This window comes from Slackia equolifaciens, assembly GCF_003725995.1.
Lineage (GTDB): Bacteria > Actinomycetota > Coriobacteriia > Coriobacteriales > Eggerthellaceae > Slackia > Slackia equolifaciens.
Genome location: NZ_QIBX01000007.1, coordinates 1 through 18561 on the forward strand (window position 1 = coordinate 1; position 18561 = coordinate 18561).

The 18561-nt window shown below is 61.5% G+C and carries 16 protein-coding genes and 1 tRNA gene; 14 read left to right on the forward strand and 3 right to left on the reverse strand.

The genetic code is table 11. The annotated features are described in order from the left end of the window. Positions 1-337: 337 nt before the first annotated feature. On the forward strand, positions 338-628 hold the full coding sequence (locus tag DMP06_RS05140) for a DUF1653 domain-containing protein (protein ID WP_123208682.1): 291 nt from the start codon (positions 338-340) through the stop codon (positions 626-628). 169 nt (positions 629-797) lie between these two features. Here the strand turns inward: DMP06_RS05140 and DMP06_RS05145 are convergent, their stop codons facing one another. Next, complete coding sequence (locus DMP06_RS05145; protein WP_123208683.1) at positions 798-2324, reverse strand: helix-turn-helix transcriptional regulator; 1527 nt, start codon at positions 2322-2324, stop codon at positions 798-800. Between the two features lie 433 nt (positions 2325-2757). On the opposite strand from DMP06_RS05145, the gene DMP06_RS05150 reads away from it, so the two are divergent. Continuing rightward, positions 2758-4554 (forward strand): FAD-binding protein, encoded by a 1797-nt coding sequence (locus tag DMP06_RS05150; RefSeq protein ID WP_123208684.1) that lies wholly within the window; start codon positions 2758-2760, stop codon positions 4552-4554. A gap of 245 nt (positions 4555-4799) precedes the next feature. On the opposite strand, the gene DMP06_RS05155 is transcribed toward DMP06_RS05150, so the two are convergent. Next, positions 4800-5411, reverse strand: coding sequence for a GNAT family N-acetyltransferase (locus tag DMP06_RS05155; protein ID WP_161957825.1), 612 nt, complete (start codon positions 5409-5411; stop codon positions 4800-4802). Between the two features lie 321 nt (positions 5412-5732). Between DMP06_RS05155 and DMP06_RS05160 the strand changes: the two genes are divergently transcribed. After that, positions 5733-5820 (forward strand) — tRNA-Ser (locus DMP06_RS05160). 316 nt (positions 5821-6136) lie between these two features. On the opposite strand, the gene DMP06_RS05165 is transcribed toward DMP06_RS05160, so the two are convergent. Beyond that, positions 6137-8062: an MDR family MFS transporter gene (locus tag DMP06_RS05165; protein WP_123208686.1), complete on the reverse strand. Its 1926-nt coding sequence runs from the start codon at positions 8060-8062 to the stop codon at positions 6137-6139. 281 nt (positions 8063-8343) lie between these two features. Between DMP06_RS05165 and DMP06_RS05170 the strand changes: the two genes are divergently transcribed. The 11 genes from DMP06_RS05170 (at position 8344) to DMP06_RS05220 (ending at position 18400) form a co-directional block, all read left to right on the forward strand. Continuing rightward, a complete protein-coding gene (locus tag DMP06_RS05170; protein WP_161957826.1) occupies positions 8344-9171 on the forward strand; it encodes a TetR/AcrR family transcriptional regulator in 828 nt (275 codons plus the stop codon). After that, positions 9171-9656 (forward strand): tRNA adenosine(34) deaminase TadA, encoded by a 486-nt coding sequence (tadA, locus tag DMP06_RS05175; RefSeq protein ID WP_123208688.1) that lies wholly within the window; start codon positions 9171-9173, stop codon positions 9654-9656. The genes DMP06_RS05170 and tadA overlap by 1 nt, the downstream gene beginning before the upstream one ends. 372 nt (positions 9657-10028) lie before the next feature. Beyond that, a complete protein-coding gene (gene ispE, locus DMP06_RS05180; RefSeq protein WP_123208689.1) occupies positions 10029-11006 on the forward strand; it encodes a 4-(cytidine 5'-diphospho)-2-C-methyl-D-erythritol kinase in 978 nt (325 codons plus the stop codon). A 370-nt stretch (positions 11007-11376) separates the two neighbouring features. Further along, entirely contained in the window at positions 11377-11781 is a 405-nt protein-coding gene (locus tag DMP06_RS05185) for a hypothetical protein (protein WP_123208690.1), read from the forward strand. A gap of 71 nt (positions 11782-11852) precedes the next feature. Beyond that, positions 11853-12407: a LemA family protein gene (locus DMP06_RS05190; RefSeq protein ID WP_123208691.1), complete on the forward strand. Its 555-nt coding sequence runs from the start codon at positions 11853-11855 to the stop codon at positions 12405-12407. A 33-nt stretch (positions 12408-12440) separates the two neighbouring features. Beyond that, positions 12441-13133 (forward strand): response regulator transcription factor, encoded by a 693-nt coding sequence (locus DMP06_RS05195; protein WP_123208692.1) that lies wholly within the window; start codon positions 12441-12443, stop codon positions 13131-13133. A gap of 1 nt (position 13134) precedes the next feature. After that, positions 13135-13722: a hypothetical protein gene (locus tag DMP06_RS05200; RefSeq protein ID WP_123208693.1), complete on the forward strand. Its 588-nt coding sequence runs from the start codon at positions 13135-13137 to the stop codon at positions 13720-13722. Positions 13723-13784: 62 nt separating this feature from the next. Beyond that, entirely contained in the window at positions 13785-14786 is a 1002-nt protein-coding gene (locus tag DMP06_RS05205; protein WP_123208694.1) for a sensor histidine kinase, read from the forward strand. A 500-nt stretch (positions 14787-15286) separates the two neighbouring features. After that, positions 15287-16900: an amino acid adenylation domain-containing protein gene (locus DMP06_RS05210; RefSeq protein ID WP_245962393.1), complete on the forward strand. Its 1614-nt coding sequence runs from the start codon at positions 15287-15289 to the stop codon at positions 16898-16900. A gap of 17 nt (positions 16901-16917) precedes the next feature. Beyond that, entirely contained in the window at positions 16918-18120 is a 1203-nt protein-coding gene (locus DMP06_RS05215; RefSeq protein WP_161957827.1) for a diaminopimelate decarboxylase family protein, read from the forward strand. Between the two features lie 49 nt (positions 18121-18169). Further along, on the forward strand, positions 18170-18400 hold the full coding sequence (locus DMP06_RS05220; protein WP_123208696.1) for an acyl carrier protein: 231 nt from the start codon (positions 18170-18172) through the stop codon (positions 18398-18400). The last annotated feature ends 161 nt before the right edge of the window (positions 18401-18561 follow it).

The window sequence follows — 18561 nt, forward strand, 5'->3', positions numbered from 1 at the left end:
GAGGCGAAGAGGGCAGCGTGATGGTGTAGAATGCAGGCGATCCTGGGCGATGTCCCGTTCGCTCGGGCGGGCCTGCGGCCCGCGCCTCCCGAACGGGATCTTGACACCAACAATCGGCACACTACCTCGTGGCGTCTGCGTCAATCCGTTACCGGCGCGAAATCAGTACAGAATTCCGAAATCCTGTACTAAAACTTGTAATTCCAGACGAAAAACCTGACAGTATTCTCGAAACTTGTACTCAAAACACGGAATTCTGTACTCGCAATCTAAAATTCTGTACAGAATTCCGGAAACTTGTACAAGTTTTGATCTGGTTGGTATGTGGAGGTGCGCAATGGAAAACTCATGCACTATCAAGCCCGGCGCATATAGACATTTCAAAGGCAACTTGTATTGGGTGTTGGGTATTGCGCGTCACTCTGAGACTGAGGAGCCGCTGGTGGTGTACCGCGCGCTGTATGGCGAAGGCGGTCTGTGGGCGCGTCCGCTGGCAATGTTTCTGGAGCCGGTTGATAAGGTGAAATACCCCGATGTGCCGCAAGAGATGCGCTTCGAGAAGATTGCGAACGATTCGCCCGAGGTTGCTGTCGTGCGCGCGGCGCATCCTGAGTGGTTTGGGATGTAGCCGCAGGTGGTTTAAGAATTGCGCCTCGTTGACCCGTGGGAATGATGGGTGCTTGCGTGCGCCGCGGATACGGTTGCCGCGGCGCACTGGAGGCGTGTCGTTGGGCGAACGTCACGGATGCGGTTGCTATAAGCCCCGGAAGGCGGTGTTGTGTGATCGCTCGCAGCCCTTACATGCCTCGCGTCGACTGCTCGTACAGCGAGATGATTTCGTCGCGGTTGTGCACATCGCACTTGCGGTAGATGCTGCGCAGGTGCGACTTCACGGTGGATTCGCTGATGAACAGGGTATTCTCAATATATTTGAGCCCGCGTCCAGCAAGCCACAGCTCCAACACGTCGCGCTCGCGCGGCGAGATCTCGTGCCTGGAAACGAACTCGTTCAGCGGGTTCGTCTCGGTTTCGCTGGGCTGGTTGGATTCGACGGGATTGTCGTGTACCTCGGCGCTTGCGTCGCTATCGGCTATGGCGGACTGCTCAGCGCGGGCGGGTGCGTAAGACGCAGGTTTTTCTGCGGCGGGAGCGAGCTCCTCATCGTCTTCAAACCCCACGTCGAGCATGACGGAGCCTTCGCTGAACGCAAAGCCCACAGCCACCAGAATCAGCATGAGCGCCACGGCGAAAAACACCTGCGGCTGGCCGGCGAACAGCGGAGCGAGCGCTTGGCCAAGCGTGCTGCCCACGCATTCGGCAATCCAGCCTACCGCAAATACGTGATGCGGTCGTACCGGCGTCTTCTTGGCCAGCAGCGCAAGTACCGCCCACATCATTCCCTCGGCAATGATGTCCACGCAGAACACGAGCGAGGCGCTGATGCCGATGGAAAACGTGAGAAGCAGCACAAGCGCGGCGAACGCGAACATGAGCACCTTGTAGAGGATGGAAGGGTCAAGGCGCCGACGCACTATAAAAGCGCTGGCGATGAAGAAGGCCGTCACTGCCAGCGGGATTACGAGCGAGATGGGCGAGACGGCGCTTGAAAACTCGCCGAATTCCGGGGCGAGCATGCCGAGCGAATTGACGATGAAAAACGTGATGGCAAGGCCGATAAGCGTGCGGATGGGCAGAGCCGCCGCAACGATCTCGATCACGCTGCGGTCTGCGGCGGGGTTGGGGTTCTCATCGTAAGGCACGCTTTCGGCATGCACTATTCCCTCTCCGGCGCCCGATGCGGGCAGCAGCACAAACGAAAGCATAGGCAACAGCGACACGAGCACGCTCGACGTTGAGGCGTCGCATGACAAGATACCCCAGCACATGAGTGCGGCGATGGTGATCGCGCATCCTGCCAGCACGATCACGGCGCGCGGCTTGAGTCGGGCGAACACGTCGAACCACGCCATGATGAGCACGATGGCAAAAAATCCCGAAAGCACAAGCCCCACGATGCGCGTTGGGGCAACGGAGGCCATTGCGGGAAACGTGCAAAGCAACGTGCCGGCGGCCATGAGTAGCGACGAGAGCGCAACCATGCCGGTGCGTCCCGTAATAGAGGGGAATTGCTTGGTGAGAAAGAGGCTTGCCAAGCAGGTGATAAGCCCCGGAAGCATCGAGGCGGGAGCGGCCTTGACCGCTGGCGCACCAAGCTCGAACACGGGAGCGATGAGCAGGATAACCGCCCACGCGCACACGCACGCATAGCCGATCGCATACCGAGCCTGCGCCGGCGCCATATCTACTGTACGAAAATCAACCATGAATCCCTCCCATGCGAATTATGGCACAAACCGTCGATGGCGTTATTCACGGGCAGGAGGGTTGAGCGGCTTTTCGCTAAGAAAAGATTAAATTCGACCATAAGGGTTGATGCTATTTATCAGGCGAAATGCGCATACGCGTGCAAGCGCGGAAATTTGGCGGGCAGTTTGCTTCACCGTAAAAAGCGCGCTAATCCCAATCATCCCCAATTCGACCCTTACGGTTGGTGCGCGCGTGGGGCGCGCGGCGCACAATACGGGCATCGCCGCGGCGGAGGGAAGCCGCGGGGTGCGTTGCAGATCACGGCGCGCATATCGGCGGCATTCCCCTCCTTGCCGCCGCTCGATGTTTGCCGCGGATCGCTGCGCGAGAAACCGCGAGCCGTATGGTTCGCGCGATCCTGAAACCAAAAGGGAACAGGGAGGATTAATCATGTCCGAAGAAACCAAGGGTCTCACTCGCCGCAATTTCCTGTCGGGCGCTGCCGTTGCCGGCGCTGCGCTTGCTGGTATGGCCGGCCTGAGCGCATGCTCTCCTTCTACCGCGAGCAGCTCCGATGACTCCGCAGACGCCGCCAGCACTACTTCCGGCACCACGGTTGGCTACGACGGCACCGGCACCATGCCGTGGCTGGGCGAGGCGCCCACCATCGACGAATCCGCCATCGAAGAGACCGTTGATGCCGACGTCGTAGTCGTGGGTCTGGGCTGCGCCGGCGTTCCTGCCGCTCGTGCCGCTGCCGAGGCGGGCGCCAAGGTCGTGTGCCTGGAGCCCTCTGCTCAGCTGAATAGCGCCGCATCCGACATGGCTATTTTCGGCGGCGAGACGCAGGCTCAGTGGGGCCGCGGCGACGGCTTCATGGATAAGAAGACCGTCGTGAACATGCATATGGAAGAGTGCAGCCACCACACCAGCTACAGCATCATTTCTAAGTATTACGACGAATCCGGTGCCGCACTCGACTGGTTCGTGGCGGGCAGCCCCAGCCTCTACATGGTCAAGGACAGCAGCTACGAGGAGATTCCCGAGGAGAACCAGGCCAACTACATGTTCCCCTACATGTATCCCGTGCCCGAGACCTACGACTACACCAAGGAAGACCTGCCTTGCTATCCCACCTCGGTCGGTTTCTCCAGCCTGGCAACCGTCATGCAGGACAACCTGCAGGTGGCCATCGACGCCGGCGCCGACGTGCGCTTCCACACCAAGGGCGTTAAGCTGATCACCGACGACTCCGGTGCTGTGACCGGCATCTATGCCCAGGCCACCGGCTCCGAGGGCTACATCCAGATCAATGCGCCCGCTGTTATCCTTGCGTGCGGCGACTATCTGGCCAACGAGGACATGATGAAGTTCTACGCCCCCGAGTGCGTTGAGAACGGCATTCAGATTCTCTCCATCGACTTTGACGACGAAGGCAACTACACCAACATCGGCGAAGGCTACAAGATGGGCGTGTGGGCAGGTGCCGCAATCGACCAGTGGCATGCCCCGATGATCCACCACATGGGCGGCGGCGCCGGCGCCGACGGCCGCGGCGTTATCGGCAACAACGGCTACTTGTGGCTGAACCTGCGCGGCGAGCGCTTCATGAACGAGGACATTCCTGGTCAGCAGCTTGAGAATCAGGTGGAGCTGCAGCCGCAGCGCAAGGCCTATCAGTTCTTCGACTCGTCTTGGCCCGAGCAGCTGCAGTACTTCCCCGCAGCGCACGGCGTGGCCTGCTTCTATCAGGAAGAGCCGCTGCCTGAGTACACCGCTTCTGGCCTGCGCATCAATGTGCGCACCCCTGACGACATCGACCTTGCTGTTGAGGAAGGCCGCTGCCTGAAGGCCGATACCATCGAGGAGCTGCTCTCCCAGATTGAGGGCATGGACGTGGAGACCGCCAAGGCTTCCATCGAGCGCTACAACGAGCTGTGCAAGGCCGGCGAGGACACCGATTTCTTCAAGAGCTCGCAGCGTCTGTTCGCCCTGGAGAACGGTCCGTTCTACGCGGCTGAGTGCGGCGTTGCGCTGACGCTGGGCAACCTGGGCGGCCTTGAGTCTGACGCCGACTGCCACGTGTACAACACCAACCGCGAGCGCATCCCCGGCCTGTATGTGGCTGGCGGCATGCAGGGTGGCCGCTTCGCCGTGCAGTACCCCATCTCGCTGAAGGGCCTGTCTGCCGGTATGTGCATGGTGTACGGCAAGATCGCCGGCGAGAACGCCGCCGCCTTGGCATAAAGGGCGAGGGCGCCAACCTGCCGCCGCGTTGCCCGTCCGCGACCATCGCGGGATGCGACATCGGGCTGCGCGACAACCTGCGAGTGCGTCGGTTCATTCTGGCCACCCGACGAGATGGTTGCGCTCAACGACAACAATCCGAGGGCGTGTCGGTTCTTCCCCTCCCTTTACCGGCGCGCCCATCTTCTGCCAATTCCCGCTTCGACGCCTTCTCCAATGCGTCGAAGCGGGGCGCTGTTTGGACCCTAGAGCACGATTTCAAACCCGATGCGCTTCTTTGTGGGCTCGAGGGGGTTGGTGATTTCGATTTCGCAGCAGCGCGTCATGCCGCATTTCTCAAAGGCGTGTTGCATGGGAATGTTGCCCTCGTGCGTGTCGGCGCGCACGCTCTTGAAGCCAAGAATCCGCGCGCGGTCGAAGCAGCGATTAAGCATGAGGCTCGCAACGCCGCGACGAGTGGCAGCTGCAGCGGTGGCAAGGCGATGGAGCGTAACATAATCGGCTTGCTGCTGGTCTTTAGCGCGCAGCTCCTCGGGGGTATTGGCTGCATCGATCAGCCATGCGCCGCTTGTAACGCGGGAATAATCCGGCTCACCCGCGCCCACGAAGGCAACGGTGCCCACAAGGGTTCCTGGAGCAAGCGGATGGCTGCCGTTTTGCGCATCGATAAGCGCATCCGCTTCGGTGGCTTCGACGACAAAGGTATAGCCGGCCTCGATGTCCGCGTGAAGGCGCTCGGGAGTGGGATTGCCTCCCTGCCATTGGTCAAGGCCGCGCGCTGCCAGGGCTGCCCGCCCGTCGCGCGTGATGCGAATCACGTCATCAAGGTCGTTCAGGGTGGCTTGACGGAAGATCATGGCGACTCCTGTTCTGCTGCGTTTGGGCGAATAGATGCGCATGCGCCTTCGCGCCTCCGCGCGTTAGGACGGCGTTGTTGGGGCGCAGGAAAGCAGGAAAAGGTCGCAACAGGCCGATTGACCTCGCCATTGTACGCTGGGCATTTCGATGGGGTGACGATGCTTCTTGCGCCTTTCCCGTCCAGCGCGAATGCGTTCAGCGACACCTGCTTGGGACGCGCCGCGCGCCCTGTCTTTGATGGTGGCGTGATTATAATGCTTTTGTTGTGCCGATGGGCGCCTGTCATCGTCTTCTATTTGTGGTAAACTCATACAGCTTTCGGAGGAATGGCCGAGTGGTTGAAGGCACTTGTCTTGAAAACAAGCAGGGCGAAAGCTCTCGTGGGTTCAAATCCTACTTCCTCCGCCACAAGTCAAATCGGGCCCCGTCAAAGGGGCCCTTTTCATGTCCAGGGGTCGTGCGGGATTTGAACCGGTGAGGTGGAATCGCGTGAAGAAAACTGCCCGGTGGGCAGTTTTTAGCGATTCGCCCGAGGGCTTTAGCCCGAGGGGTAGAGCGCCCGCAGGGCGCGGAAATCCTACTTCCTCCGCCACAAGTCAAATCGGGCCCCGTCAAAGGGGCCCTTTTCATGTCCGGGGGTCATGCGGGGTCCGAACCGCAAAAGAAAACCCTGCGACTCGCTTGGTGCCGCAGGGTTCTATCTAGCGTTGCAAGGTTGGTTCCTTTACGCTTCAACGGGCCTTGCTTCTTCGCCCTGGTTGCGCGCCTCCAAGTACTTCGACATGGTGTAATGCGCGATATCCGAGCGGTTAACCACGCCCACCAGCTGGCCTTCATCGGTCACGGGAATCTTCTTCAGGTGGTTCTCGCCCAAAATGCGGCACACTTCGCGCAAGTCGGTGTGCACGTCTACGGTGATCACGCCGCGCGCGCCGATGGAGCACACGTTGGATTCCATCACACGCTGCGCCTTATCGTCGAACTCGTCGTTATCGGAGTCGGTGGTGAGCTGGGTGAACAGCACCGGATCGGTGAACGTGGTCTTGCGCTTGGCCAGCACGCGCGCCACGTCGCCATCGGAGATGAAGCCCACGGCGTGCCCCTCTGCGTTCACGATGGGCGCCGCGCTGATGTGCTTGTTCACGAACAGCTCAACGGCGTCGCATACGGTTGCGGTGTCGGGCAGCGTGTACACGTCGCGCTGCATGATGCGCTCCAGCGTGCTGCGGTTGCGGCTGTCGGGGTCAACTGCGGCGCGCTCGCCCGGCTTATCTTTCACGCATACAATGGTGATGATCAGGCCGATCAGGCACAGCAGCGTGCCCACGAAGAACGCCGCGTTCACGCCCAAGATGCCCGCGTGCGTGCCGTCCATGCCGGTTTGCGCCGCCATGTTGGTGGCCATCGTGGACACAGAAACCAGGATTGCCGTGCCCAGCGAGCCTGCCACCTGGCGCAACGTGTTGCCTACCGAGGTGCCATGGTTGATAAGCGAATTGTCCAGCGCGTTCATGGCCCATGTGTTGATGGGCATGTTCACCAGCGACATGGAGAACATGCGCACCGCGTACAGCACGGTCAGGTAAATCACGCCCGTGGCATCGCCCAGGAACGCAAATGCCAGGGTGGACGCAGTGAGCAGCGACATGCCGATAAGGCTCAACACGCGCGGCCCATGCTTGTCGAACAGGCGTCCGGCGATGGGGCCCATAGCGCCCATGATGACAGCGCCCGGCAGAATGACCAGGCCCGATATGGTAGCGGAGTATCCCATATACGACTGCAGGTAAATGGGCATCAAGATGCCGGCGGCCAAAAGCGAACCCTGCACCAGCATACCGATGATGGTGCCGATCAGGAACTTGCGATTGGCCAGCACGCGCACCTGCAGCATGGGCTCCTCCATGCGCAGCTGGCGGCGGAAGAACAGCACCAGAATGATTACGCCCACAAGCGTTATCACGATGTCGGCTGCGTTCACGCCGGTGGAGCCTATGGTCGAAAGGCCGTACAGAAGCCCGCCGAATCCCAGCGTCGAAAGGATGACCGAGGGCTTATCAAGCGTGGAGTCGGGTTTGAAGCCGCCCATAGATTTGTCGATAAACGCCACGCTGGCGATAACGACCAGCACCGACAGGATGGCGATCGCGTAGAACAGCACATGATAGCCGTAAGAGTCGATCACCACGCCCGCCACGCTGGGGCCCACTGCGGGGGCGAACGCGATCACGATGCCGAAGATGCCCATGGCCGAGCCGCGGCGCTCGGGCGGAAAAGTGAGCATCAGGGTGGTCATGACCAGCGGCATGCTCACGCCTGCGCCCGCGGCCTGCAGCAGTCGTCCCACGAGTAGAACGGGGAAATTGACCGCCCATCCGGCAAGCGCGCTGCCCAAGGCGAACACGGCCATAGAGATGGCGAACAGCGTGCGCGTCTTGTAGCGGTCGGTCAGGTAGGCGGTCACGGGCACCATGATGGCGTTGACCAAGGTGAACCCGGTTGTCAGCCATTGCGCCATGGAGGCGTCAACCCCTGTTTCTGCCATGATGGAGGGCAGGGCGGGGGTCACAACGGTCTGGTTAAGAATGGCGACGAAGGTGCCAAACACCATGACTGCCAGCATCAGAAACTGCTTGCGGGTGAGCTTCAAATCATTCCTTTCTATTGGGGTGAGCTGGAAAAACGCCGCCGTCAAAAAGCGCTTCCCGGGGGAAGCGCTGCAACAACGATATGATGCGCGCCAACGAGCAAACGCTGGCGGACAGCCGATTGCTCGGTGATGCGCATGCCTGGGCAAAACCCGCGGCGATGTGGATAAAATATACACTCGGTGTAATTATCCACACAATGCGGGCAATTGTTTATATTGAAAACGCTCACAAATGCGTGAAATTTCGTTCATATATGAGCCGTACATATATAGGTGAGGTCATGAAGAAGGAAACAGAAATCGAACCAGCTGCGTGCGAAACCCCGCACGAAGATGCCCAGATGCGGGCGGTGCATGGAGCTGATGCTCTGGGCGAAGGGGGTCAGGGGCGGCTCGCGCACAAGGCCGAGGCTTCGGGCGAGGGCCCTCAGGCGCTGCCCGCGTACAAGGTTGCTGCCACAGCCGAAAAGGCCCAGGTTCCGGCGGCGCATGGGGCCGAAAGCGGCAGCCTGCGGTCGCGCAAAAAGGCGCAATCTCGCCATGCCATCGAGCGCGCGATACTTGAGCTGGTAATCGAGCGGGGATACGAAAACGTTATCGTTGAAGATGTATGCCAGCGCGCGGAAGTGTCAAAAAAGACCTTCTTCAACTATTTTTCTTCTAAAGACGCGGCCATCCGCGGCGGCTTTGACGCCATCCCCACGCCGGACGATTTTACCGCCGCCCTTGAGAGCTGCGAGGATGAAACGTATCTTGATTGCATCGTGCGTGTGGCGCAAGCGAGTATGGCAGAGGGCTTTCGCGATCCCGATCTTCGTGCCTTGCGCAGGGAAGTGTTCGCCTTAAGCCCGCAGCTGCTTTTCCGCGGGCACAAAGACATCGCCGAGATGCAGGCGAATATATCCCGCGCGCTTAGGGACCATCTCGAGGAGCATCCCGAGCGTCGCTTGCTGCCGGGCGAGTCTATGACGATGGAGGTCCTCGTTGCCACTTCCGCCATTGCAAGCATCATGCGCATTCGTCTGGTAACATCGGTGCGCGAGGATGACGTGATGAAGCCGTGCGACGCGAGGAGCCTGCTTGTTCGTGTGGCAGAAAGGGGCCTGTGATGCTGCCGGGAATTCCCCCGTCCGCCGATGAGGTAATCGAGGCCGACGAGCGCTTTATGCGCCGCGCGCTCGAGCTGGCCCGCGATGCAGGCAAGGCTGGCGAGGTGCCCATCGGGGCAGTGGTGGTGTGCCAGGGCGAAGCGATTGCCGAGGCCGGCAATAGACGCGAGCGTGACAACGATCCTTCGGGCCACGCTGAGTTTTTGGCCATCTGCCAGGCGGCGCGCGAGCTGGAGCGGTGGCGGCTTCCCGACTGCACGGTGTATGTGACGCTCGAGCCTTGCATCATGTGCGCGGGCCTCATGCATCAGGCGCGCATCGCGCGGTGCGTGTACGGCGCCCCCGATCCCAAAGCAGGTGCGCTGGGATCGCTCTATGCGGTTCATGCCGATGATCGGCTCAACCATCGTTTCGACGTGAAGGAGGGCGTGCTTGCCGAGGAATGCGCCCAGGTGCTGCGCGAGTTTTTCGAGAGTCGACGATAGGAGGCGTACCATCCGATATCGAAAGCGGGGTCTCCGTGCCGAAAGCGAGGACTCCCGATATTGGAAGCGAGGACTCCCGATGCCGGAAGCAGCGCACCGTCCGATGCCGGAAGCAGCGCACCGTCCGATGCCGGAAGAGGGGGCTTCCGATATCGGGATCAGCGCATCGCCCAATGCTGGAAGCGAGGGCTCCCGATGCCGGAAACGGCGCACCGCCCGATGTTGGAAGGGTGGCCGCCCGCAATCTGCGCGAACCTCGGCTCCCTTCCGGGGCCCTTCTGAGAGCCCCTTCCGACGACGGTAGCGGCATGGCAGTAGGGCAGACGTAGAGATATCCAAAAGATAGAACCAGGGATAGAAAAGGAATTCTCCATGAATCAAACCATCAAAGTGATTGCTCCCGCCAAGGTGAACCTGCACCTGGGCATCGGCGCAGCTCAGCCCGACGGTTATCATGCGGCCACCTCGGTGCTGCACGCTGTTACCCTGCACGACACGCTAGCCATGCGTTTTGAGGATGCGACGCCGGGTGCGGGGCTTACGGTGCGCGTACGTTGCCAGGCCGCGGCAGGCGTCGAGGCGCCCGACGTGGCCTCTGAAGACAACATCGCGCATAAGGCCCTAGTGGCGCTCGCGCAGGCGTTGGGACGCACGGCGGATGAGACGGTGACCGTAGACATCCTCAAAGCTATCCCGCATGCCGCAGGCTTGGGCGGTGGTTCGTCCGACGCGGCGGCGGCGCTTGTCGGTGCGTGCCGGGCGTGGGGTATTGATGCGCTGTCAAACCAGGTGATAAGCGTGGCTTCTGGGCTCGGGGCCGATGTGCCGTTCTTCCTCTACGGCGGCTGTGCGTGCATGACTGGTCGAGGCGACGTGCTCGACCATGAGCTTGAGCCCATGTGCAAGCCGCTCGTTTTGGTGCGTCCCGATGCGGGCGTATCCACCGCGGCAGCATATAAGGCGTTCGATGAATGCGGAGAGCCGGAATCCGCCGAGGCGGCTCAGGCGGCATGCGCGGTTCAATCCGCCGAGGCGCTGCCGCTGTTCAACAATCTTGCGGTTGCTTCCGAGCAGGTGCTTCCGCAGCTTGCGAGCGTGCGCGAGTGGCTGGCGGCGCAGCCGGGTGTGGAGCATGATGCGGATGGCAATCCCGAGGTGCTGCTTTCCGGCAGCGGATCGGCGAGCTTCGCGGTGTGCGAGAGCATGAACGCAGCATATTCCCTGGTGTCGGCGGCGAAATTGCAAGGCTGGTGGGCGCGCAGCTGTTCGTTCGCCTCCATTGGGGCGCGAGTGGTTGACGCTCCTGGCGGCACGCGCACCAACCTCGGCGCCGTGCACAAGAGCTGGTAGGCTTACGGTTCCCGTACCGTATTGCCGTCGTGCGCGGGGCCGCTGCGGTTGGCTCGGCGCGCGGCCCGGCAATCTGGTCTGGCGCAACCCCTCCGGCCATTGATTGCGGTTCATTGTGGCAATTTGGCTTCTGTACAGCCTGGTTCGTGCAACAAACGGCGATTTGCTGCAGTTTTTGAGGGGTTCCCCGAGTACACCGCTGTTGGGCTTCGCGTTTTCCCAGGTCACAGCCTCGCTCCGATTGGGCTACTTTAGGAGGCGCGCGAAAACTGCAGCAAATCGCCGTTTGTTTGCGGGGGCGACGTTTCTGGTGCAACAATTCGCCGTTTGTTTGCGGGGGAGACGTTTACGCGGTTGCGGAGCGACGTTCATGCTGCAGAAACCGCCGTTCGTTTGCGAAACGACGTTTGTGCAGCAGCAAATCGGCGTTCGTTTGCGGAACGCCCTTGATGCTGCTGCGGAATGGCGTTTATGCTGCTGCGAAACGCCCTTGATGCTGTTGCGGATCGACGTTAATGCCGCTGAGGAGCGGCGCTGGTGCTGGTGCGGATCGACGTTTATGCTGATGCGGAGCGACGTTTATGCGGCTGCGGGCGGTATCGATGCGCTGCTTTTGCGTGCCTGGCGCCTGGTCGGCGCCACCGCATGCTGCCCGCCTCTTCGCGTCCGACATCGGCAGCGCGTGGAGTGCGATCGGCGCCACTGCTTGCGTCTCGCCCGCCATCCGGCACCTTTGTGGCGCGGTTTTCATCTGTGCGCTTCGTCCAAAAGTTGATACGCCGCCGTATTGCGCCGTCCTACCTCTATAATGGCGTTGTTTATATAGCACTGCGAGAAAGGTTTCCTATGCCTATCTGGGCCATCATCCTCATCGTTGTCGTGGTCGTGCTGATCGTCGCGATTATTGGGCTCTACAACAATTTGGTCAAACTGCGCAACATGGTGGACAATGCCTGGGCGCAGATAGACGTACAGCTGCAGCGCCGTTTGGACCTTATTCCCAACGTGGTGGAAACCGTGAAGGGCTACGCCGCGCACGAGAGCGGCACGCTCGAGGCCGTGACCGCGGCGCGTTCCGCCGTGGCCAGCGCCGGCACGCCGGGCGACAAAATGGCGGCAGACAACATGCTGACCGGAGCGCTTAAGAGCCTGTTCGCCGTCGCCGAGGCGTACCCCGACCTCAAGGCGAACGCGAATTTCCAGCAGCTGCAGGCGGAGCTTTCCGGCACCGAGGACAAGATCAGCTACATGCGCCAGAGCTACAACGACACGGTGATGAAGTACAACACCGCCATTCAGACGTTCCCCGCAGTGCTCATCGCGGGTGCGATGGGCTTCAAAGAGCGCGAGAGCTTCGATGCGGTTGCCGGGGCCGAGGCGGCGCCGAAGGTGCAGTTCTAGGAAGGCTTTCGCCTGAAAGCGACCGGTGACGCCATGGTCCAAAAAGACGTCGTGCTCATCGTGGAGGACGATTCCGACATTATCGAGATTCTTTCGCTGTACCTCGGGGGCAGCGGCTATGGCGTGCAGGCGGCACGCACCGGCGAGGAGGGCCTGGCGCTTTTGGGCGAGGGTCGTGCGTCGGTCGCCCTGGTGGACATCATGATGCCCGGCATGAGCGGCTACGACTTTATCAAACAGGCCCGTTCGTTCAGCGACATTCCCATCGTGATCATTTCGGCACGCAGCCAGACTGCCGATAAGATGGTAGGCCTCGATTCGGGCGCAGACGGCTACATCACCAAACCGTTCGACCCCATGGAGGTTATCGCCTACGTGCGCGCAATGCTGCGGCGCTACCGCAACGAGCCGGCATCGTCGGGGGCATCGTTGCTCACGGCGGGTGATTTGCAGCTCGATACCGACAGGCTTTTGCTGTTCAAGCGGGGGTCCGCCATCGCCCTTACCGCCGCCGAGCTGAAAATCATGATCCGGCTCATGCGCTCACCAGGGCGCGTGTTCACCAAGGCTCAGCTCTATGAGGCGGTGACCGGGGAGCCTAGCGCGGGCGGCGAAGAAAGCGTCATGGTGCACATCTCGAATATCCGCGCAAAGATAGAAGACGACCCCAATCGCCCCATCTACATTGTTACGGTGCGGGGGATGGGGTACCGCCTGGAGGGCTAGCATGGCCCTGCTGCGCGACCGCATCCGCCAATCCGCCCGTCTTGCCGCGTCGAGCCTCACGGTGCGGCTGCTTGTTTGCGTGGGCGTCTATGTCACGTTTGTGGCCGCATTGCTTTTCGTCACGTTCGAAACGGTGGACAGGCGCGTGGAGAATGCGTTCCCCACCATGGAAACCGTGCTCGAATACGAGAGCGATCTGCAGCAGGACCGCTTCGACGCGCTGCCCGCCTCTATCACCAAGAACTGCGAGATTGCGGTGTTCGACGGAGAGGGCAACCGCCTGTACGCCTCCGACACCATAATAGCCGCCAATGTGAGCGCGAGCGATTTGTCTCTTCTGGAGGATTACGAGGGAGGTCGTGGCTTCTACGACATTCTGGAAAGCGAAGACTCCGCAGGCAGGCCCGTGCATACCGTTATCCTGTGCCGATACGATGAGGATACCTCGAGCGTGCATGTGGAGGATTACTGCGTGCTCGATTCCTCGCTCACGGTTGTGGAAGGGGGCTTGCTGGGAGGTAGGCAAGCACACTCACGGAGCGTGAATTCAACCTGCTCAAAGGGCTGTTCGGGGCGGGCAAGACCATAGAAAAGACCACGTATGAAACCGTTTCGGGGGAGTCGCGCACGCTGGTTCTGGTGTCACCGCTTGTGACGGACGCATCCTATTCGAACGCCTATAGCAAGGCGTCGAGCCTGTGGGCGGTTGCCGCTGCCGCCGCGCTTGCGGGGGCGGCGGTGGTTGCCGTGGCGGTGGTGCGCATCGTACAGCGCGGCATTCACCCCCTGGATAGGGCCATCGCCGCATCGCGAGGCCAACGGCGCACCGGCTCTCGCCGCGGTGGCGAAAAACGACGTCCCGGAGGCTCCGGCACCATTGCCGCCGAGCTGGCGCCTACCTACGATAGCTTCAACGAGCTCATGGGCGAGCTCTCTCCCGCCCGCGACGAAAACCGTCGCATTGTGGCCGATGTTTCCCATGACCTCAAAACGCCTCTGACCGTGATCAGGGGATATGCTCAAGCGCTCTACGAGGGCCGCGTTCCTCCTGAGAAGCAGCAGGACTATTTGAAGGCGCTGGTCGAACGCTCCACCGCATCGGCCGATTTGCTCGACTCGCTGCTTGCGTACGCCTCAACCGAGCATCCCGACTATCGCCCCAACATGCGTCGGGAAGACGTATGCCGTCTGGTGCGCGCGTTTGTCGCGCATGCCGTTCCCGAGGCAGAGCGGTCAGGTGGGTCCATCGACGCCCGCGTTCCCAAAGATGCCCTATTCGCCCAGGTAGACGAGCTTCTTTTCAGAAGGATGCTGTCGAATTTGGCGGGCAATTCCTTTGCGCACAACCCGGCCGGAACGCACGTGGAGGTTTCCTGCGAGCGGCGCGGCGATGCGGTGGTGATTGCTGTGGCCGATACGGGCCTGGGCATCCCGGGCCACTTGCGAGGTCGTGCGTTTGAAGCGTTCGTGACGGGCGACGATGCGCGGTCGTCGACTTCCGGATCGGGAACGGGCCTGGGGCTTTCGATAGCCCGCCGCTGCGCGACGCTTATGGGAGGCGCGCTTTGGTTTGCGGATTCCCCGCGCGCGCCCTTTGCCACCGAAGCGATAATCGAGCTGCCTCTCGATGAGGCGGGTGCGGAAGAGAGTTAACGCGACCCGGGTCGCTGTGCGCCGTGGGCGATACGCGCATGGGGCGCACGATGCGCAACGGTGCGGTCCGAGGACTCCTTCGAGGCATGCGATGCGCAACGGTGCAGTCCGAGGATTCCTCCGGGGCGTACGATGCGGAACGGAACAGTCCGGGGATTCCTCCGGGGCGTGCGATGCGCGCATGGGGCGTACGATGTGCGCATGTGCCCTCTCGATCGCAAGTTCGACGTCATACGCATCGGAAAATGTGCGATCCGCGCGTGGCAGCACCTTGCCGGTGGCGGATCGAACCGCCGAGAGCGGCCGTATCCATATGTCGCACGTATGCAGAATCTATGGTCTGCAGCTCCGTTCTGCCTGGGAGCCCGTGTTCGCAGCACTCTTCTGAACAGGCAATTCATAATCAAACCATCTTCCTAAAGAAATCTTTAGAAAGGCCTTAGGTCGCATGAAGGGCCCGGTTCTACCGTACTGCCCAGCAATGAAGGCACGCGTTGCGCGTGCACCATGCGCTCAGCTCCCATGAGGCTATCGCCATGGGCGGGCGTGGCGATACGGAGGCCGTTATGCATGCAAGAAAAAGCGTTCTCGCGTACCTAGAAGAGGGCGCGCGTAGTTATCCGCAAAGATGCGCCGTGGTGGATGCCGAGGGCGAGTGCTCATACGCGGAGCTTCGTACGCGCAGCCGCCAAGCGGGGAGCGCGTTCGCCAACCGCGGCGTGCGTCGCCGTGCCGTGGTGGTCTACATGGAGAAAAGCATTGATGCGCTTTCGGCCATGCTGGGCGCTTTGTATGCTGGAGGATTCTACGTGCCCGTTGATCCGCGCGCGCCCGTTCAACGTCTGTCTCGTATTTGCGACGCGTTGGGGGATCCTCTTGTCGTGGCCGACGCCAACCTGGTTTCACGCGCGCAGCAGGCGGCGGGAGAGTCTCGCACGGTGTCTTTCGAGGAGCTGCGTGATGCCGAAGCGAACGACCATGCGCTTTCGCAGGCCCGCCGCGGGGTGACCGATGCCGATGCGGCGTACGTGCTGTTTACCTCGGGATCCACGGGCGTGCCCAAGGGCGTGGCGGTAAGCCATCGCAGCGTGGTCGATTTCATCGATTCGTTCGTCGAGCTGTTTGGGATAGGGTCCGACGACCGCATTGGCAACCAGGCCCCGTTCGATTTCGACGTATCGGTCAAAGACATCTACGGGTCGCTCGCCGCGGGCGCAACGCTGGTTGTCATCCCGCGCGCCTTGTTCTCGCAGCCCGCCGCTTTGGCGGCGTTTCTCAACGCTCAGCGCGTAACGGTAATGACGTGGGCGGTGGCGGCGCTGTGCCTTATGACTGGCTTGCATGCGCTTGACGGAGAGGGTCTTCCGCATGTGAGGAAAGTGCTGTTCAGCGGCGAGGTGATGCCGCATGAGCACCTGAAGGCGTGGATGGAGCGCTTGCCCCGCGCGCTGTTCGCCAACTTGTACGGTCCCACCGAGGTCACGTGCAACTGCACGTATCACGTCATAGACCGCAGCCGCGACTATGCGGAAGGCATTCCGCTTGGCTCGTCGTTTCCCAATCGCGAGGTGCTGCTGGTGGGCGATGACGGCCGCGAGGTCACCCAGCCTGGCGGGGTGGGCGAGATCTACGTGCGGGGCACCTCCCTGGCGCTGGGATATGTGGGCGATGAGGGGGCAACCGCGGCGGCGTTCGTGCAAAACCCGCTCCACGCGCGCTACCCTGACCGCGCCTACAAAACCGGCGATTTGGGCCGTTTGAACGATGCGGGCGAGCTGTTTTACTGCGGTCGAACCGATAACCAGGTGAAATATCTCGGACATCGCATTGCCCTCGAAGAGATCGACCGCGCTTTGGAGGAGCAGCAGGGCGTATCGCGCTGTAGGTGCGCCTATGACGACGCCCGTAAGCGCATCGTGGCGTTCTACGAAGGCACGGCTCTTCCCGCGAGCCTCCTTGAGGGCGCTCGAGCGTCGCTGCCTCCGCAGATGATCCCCACCAAGCTCGTGCAGGTCGAATCCATGCCGCTCACCAAAAACGGCAAGGTGGACAGGCGCGCTCTTTTGGAGGATTTGGCGCGTTCGCGCGGTAAGAAGCGGCGTTTGGCCGTTTGACGGAAAGGATGACAAACGTGGCTCGATTGGATTTGGAGAATTTTGCACAACGCTTTGGCACGCCGTTCTATCTGTTCGACGAGGGGGAGCTGCTCAGGCGCATATCGTGGCTGCGCGAGCGGCTTCCCTCCAAGGTGAAGCTTGTGTACGCGGTGAAGGCGAACCCGTTCTTGGTTCCGGCGCTAGCGAGCGCGGTGGAGAGGTTCGAGGCGTGCTCGCCGGGAGAAGCGCGCATATGCCTGGAATCGGGCGCGTCGCCTTCGTCATTGGTGGTTTCGGGCGTGTATAAAGACGAGCCGTCGACGGCGCGCCTAATGGATGAGGCGCCGGGCACGGGGCGTTTCACCGTCGAATCGCTCGCCCAGTTCGAGCTGATCAGACGGCTGGCCAAAGAACGCGGCATACGGGTCTCCGTGCTGCTGCGCCTTACGAGCGGCAGCCAGTTCGGCTTTGATGGGGAGCAAGTTGCCCAGGTGGCGCAGCAATTCGCTCGGGACGAATGGGTGGACATCGCGGGCATCCAGTTCTTCTCGGGTACGCAGAAGACCTCGCTGAAGCGGTACGTCCGCGAGCTTGGCCGCCTTGACGATTTCTTGGACCACCTGCGCTCGACATGCGGCTTTGAGGCGCGCGAGCTGGAGTACGGTGCGGGCTTGCCCGTGGAGTATTTCGCCCCGCAAGACGAGCAGGCCGACGGCGAACTGGTGTGTGAATTGGGACGCCTGATTCAAGATATGCGCTTTCAGGGAGACGTTGCCATTGAACTGGGGCGCAGCATTGCCGCATCGTGCGGAACCTACGTCACGCGCATCGTGGACGCCAAGGTCAACCGCGGGCAGCGCTATGCGATTGCGGATGGCGGCATGCATCAGATCGTGTACTACGGCAGCTCGATGGCCATGAAGACCCCGCCATGCCATGTGCTTCGCAAGGGCGATGCAGCAGAGCATGCCGATCGGTCCGAGCTGTGGAACGTGTGCGGCTCGCTGTGCACGACCAACGACGTGATGGTAAAGCAGGCCCCGCTCGGTCCGCTGGACGTGGGCGATCTGCTGGTGTTCGAACGCGCCGGCGCCTACTGCATGACCGAAGGCATCTCGCTTTTCTTGAGCCGGGAACTGCCGCGTGTGCTTGCCGCCAGTGCGACGGGGGAGGTTCGGCTGCTGCGCGATGCCGTTCCCACCGACGCGTTCAACTCGCCCGTGCCGCTGACCTCGTGAAGACCCCGCCTTGCAAACAAAACATGCAAACGAACAAAGGAGACAAACCATGGATGAGATTATCGAGATTCTCGAAGACCTTCGACCCGGTGTCGACTACGCCACGTGCACCACGCTGATCGACGACCGCTACTTGGATTCGCTCGCCATTGTGGCGCTGGTGGCCGAGCTCGAGGATGCGTTCGACATCTCCATTCCCGCCGTTGAGGTGGTGAGGGAGAACTTCAACTCCGTGCAGGCCATGCATAAGATGGTCACCCGCCTGGCCGACGAGTTTTAAGCGGCGGCGTATACGCCGCATCGCCGCATGGCATTCGTGTTTGTGGCGGCGCTCGGCGCGACAGCGGCGTCGGGTTGCGTAAGGGCATCTTTGCTGCCCGTGCTGGCCGTGTGCGCGGCCGCGTTAGGCCTGGGCTGGTGCCAAGGAGCGCCGCCTGGGCC

Coding starts and splice junctions, on each gene's coding strand:
- tadA (WP_123208688.1), top strand. CDS start 9,171: ATGCTGCCGGGAATTCCCCCGTCCGCCGATGAGGTAATCGAGGCCGAC.
- DMP06_RS05195 (WP_123208692.1), top strand. CDS start 12,441: ATGGTCCAAAAAGACGTCGTGCTCATCGTGGAGGACGATTCCGACATT.
- DMP06_RS05150 (WP_123208684.1), top strand. CDS start 2,758: ATGTCCGAAGAAACCAAGGGTCTCACTCGCCGCAATTTCCTGTCGGGC.
- DMP06_RS05145 (WP_123208683.1), bottom strand. CDS start 2,324: ATGGTTGATTTTCGTACAGTAGATATGGCGCCGGCGCAGGCTCGGTAT.
- DMP06_RS05200 (WP_123208693.1), top strand. CDS start 13,135: ATGGCCCTGCTGCGCGACCGCATCCGCCAATCCGCCCGTCTTGCCGCG.
- DMP06_RS05185 (WP_123208690.1), top strand. CDS start 11,377: ATGCTGCAGAAACCGCCGTTCGTTTGCGAAACGACGTTTGTGCAGCAG.
- DMP06_RS05170 (WP_161957826.1), top strand. CDS start 8,344: ATGAAGAAGGAAACAGAAATCGAACCAGCTGCGTGCGAAACCCCGCAC.
- DMP06_RS05190 (WP_123208691.1), top strand. CDS start 11,853: ATGCCTATCTGGGCCATCATCCTCATCGTTGTCGTGGTCGTGCTGATC.
- ispE (WP_123208689.1), top strand. CDS start 10,029: ATGAATCAAACCATCAAAGTGATTGCTCCCGCCAAGGTGAACCTGCAC.
- DMP06_RS05140 (WP_123208682.1), top strand. CDS start 338: ATGGAAAACTCATGCACTATCAAGCCCGGCGCATATAGACATTTCAAA.
- DMP06_RS05155 (WP_161957825.1), bottom strand. CDS start 5,411: ATGATCTTCCGTCAAGCCACCCTGAACGACCTTGATGACGTGATTCGC.
- DMP06_RS05220 (WP_123208696.1), top strand. CDS start 18,170: ATGGATGAGATTATCGAGATTCTCGAAGACCTTCGACCCGGTGTCGAC.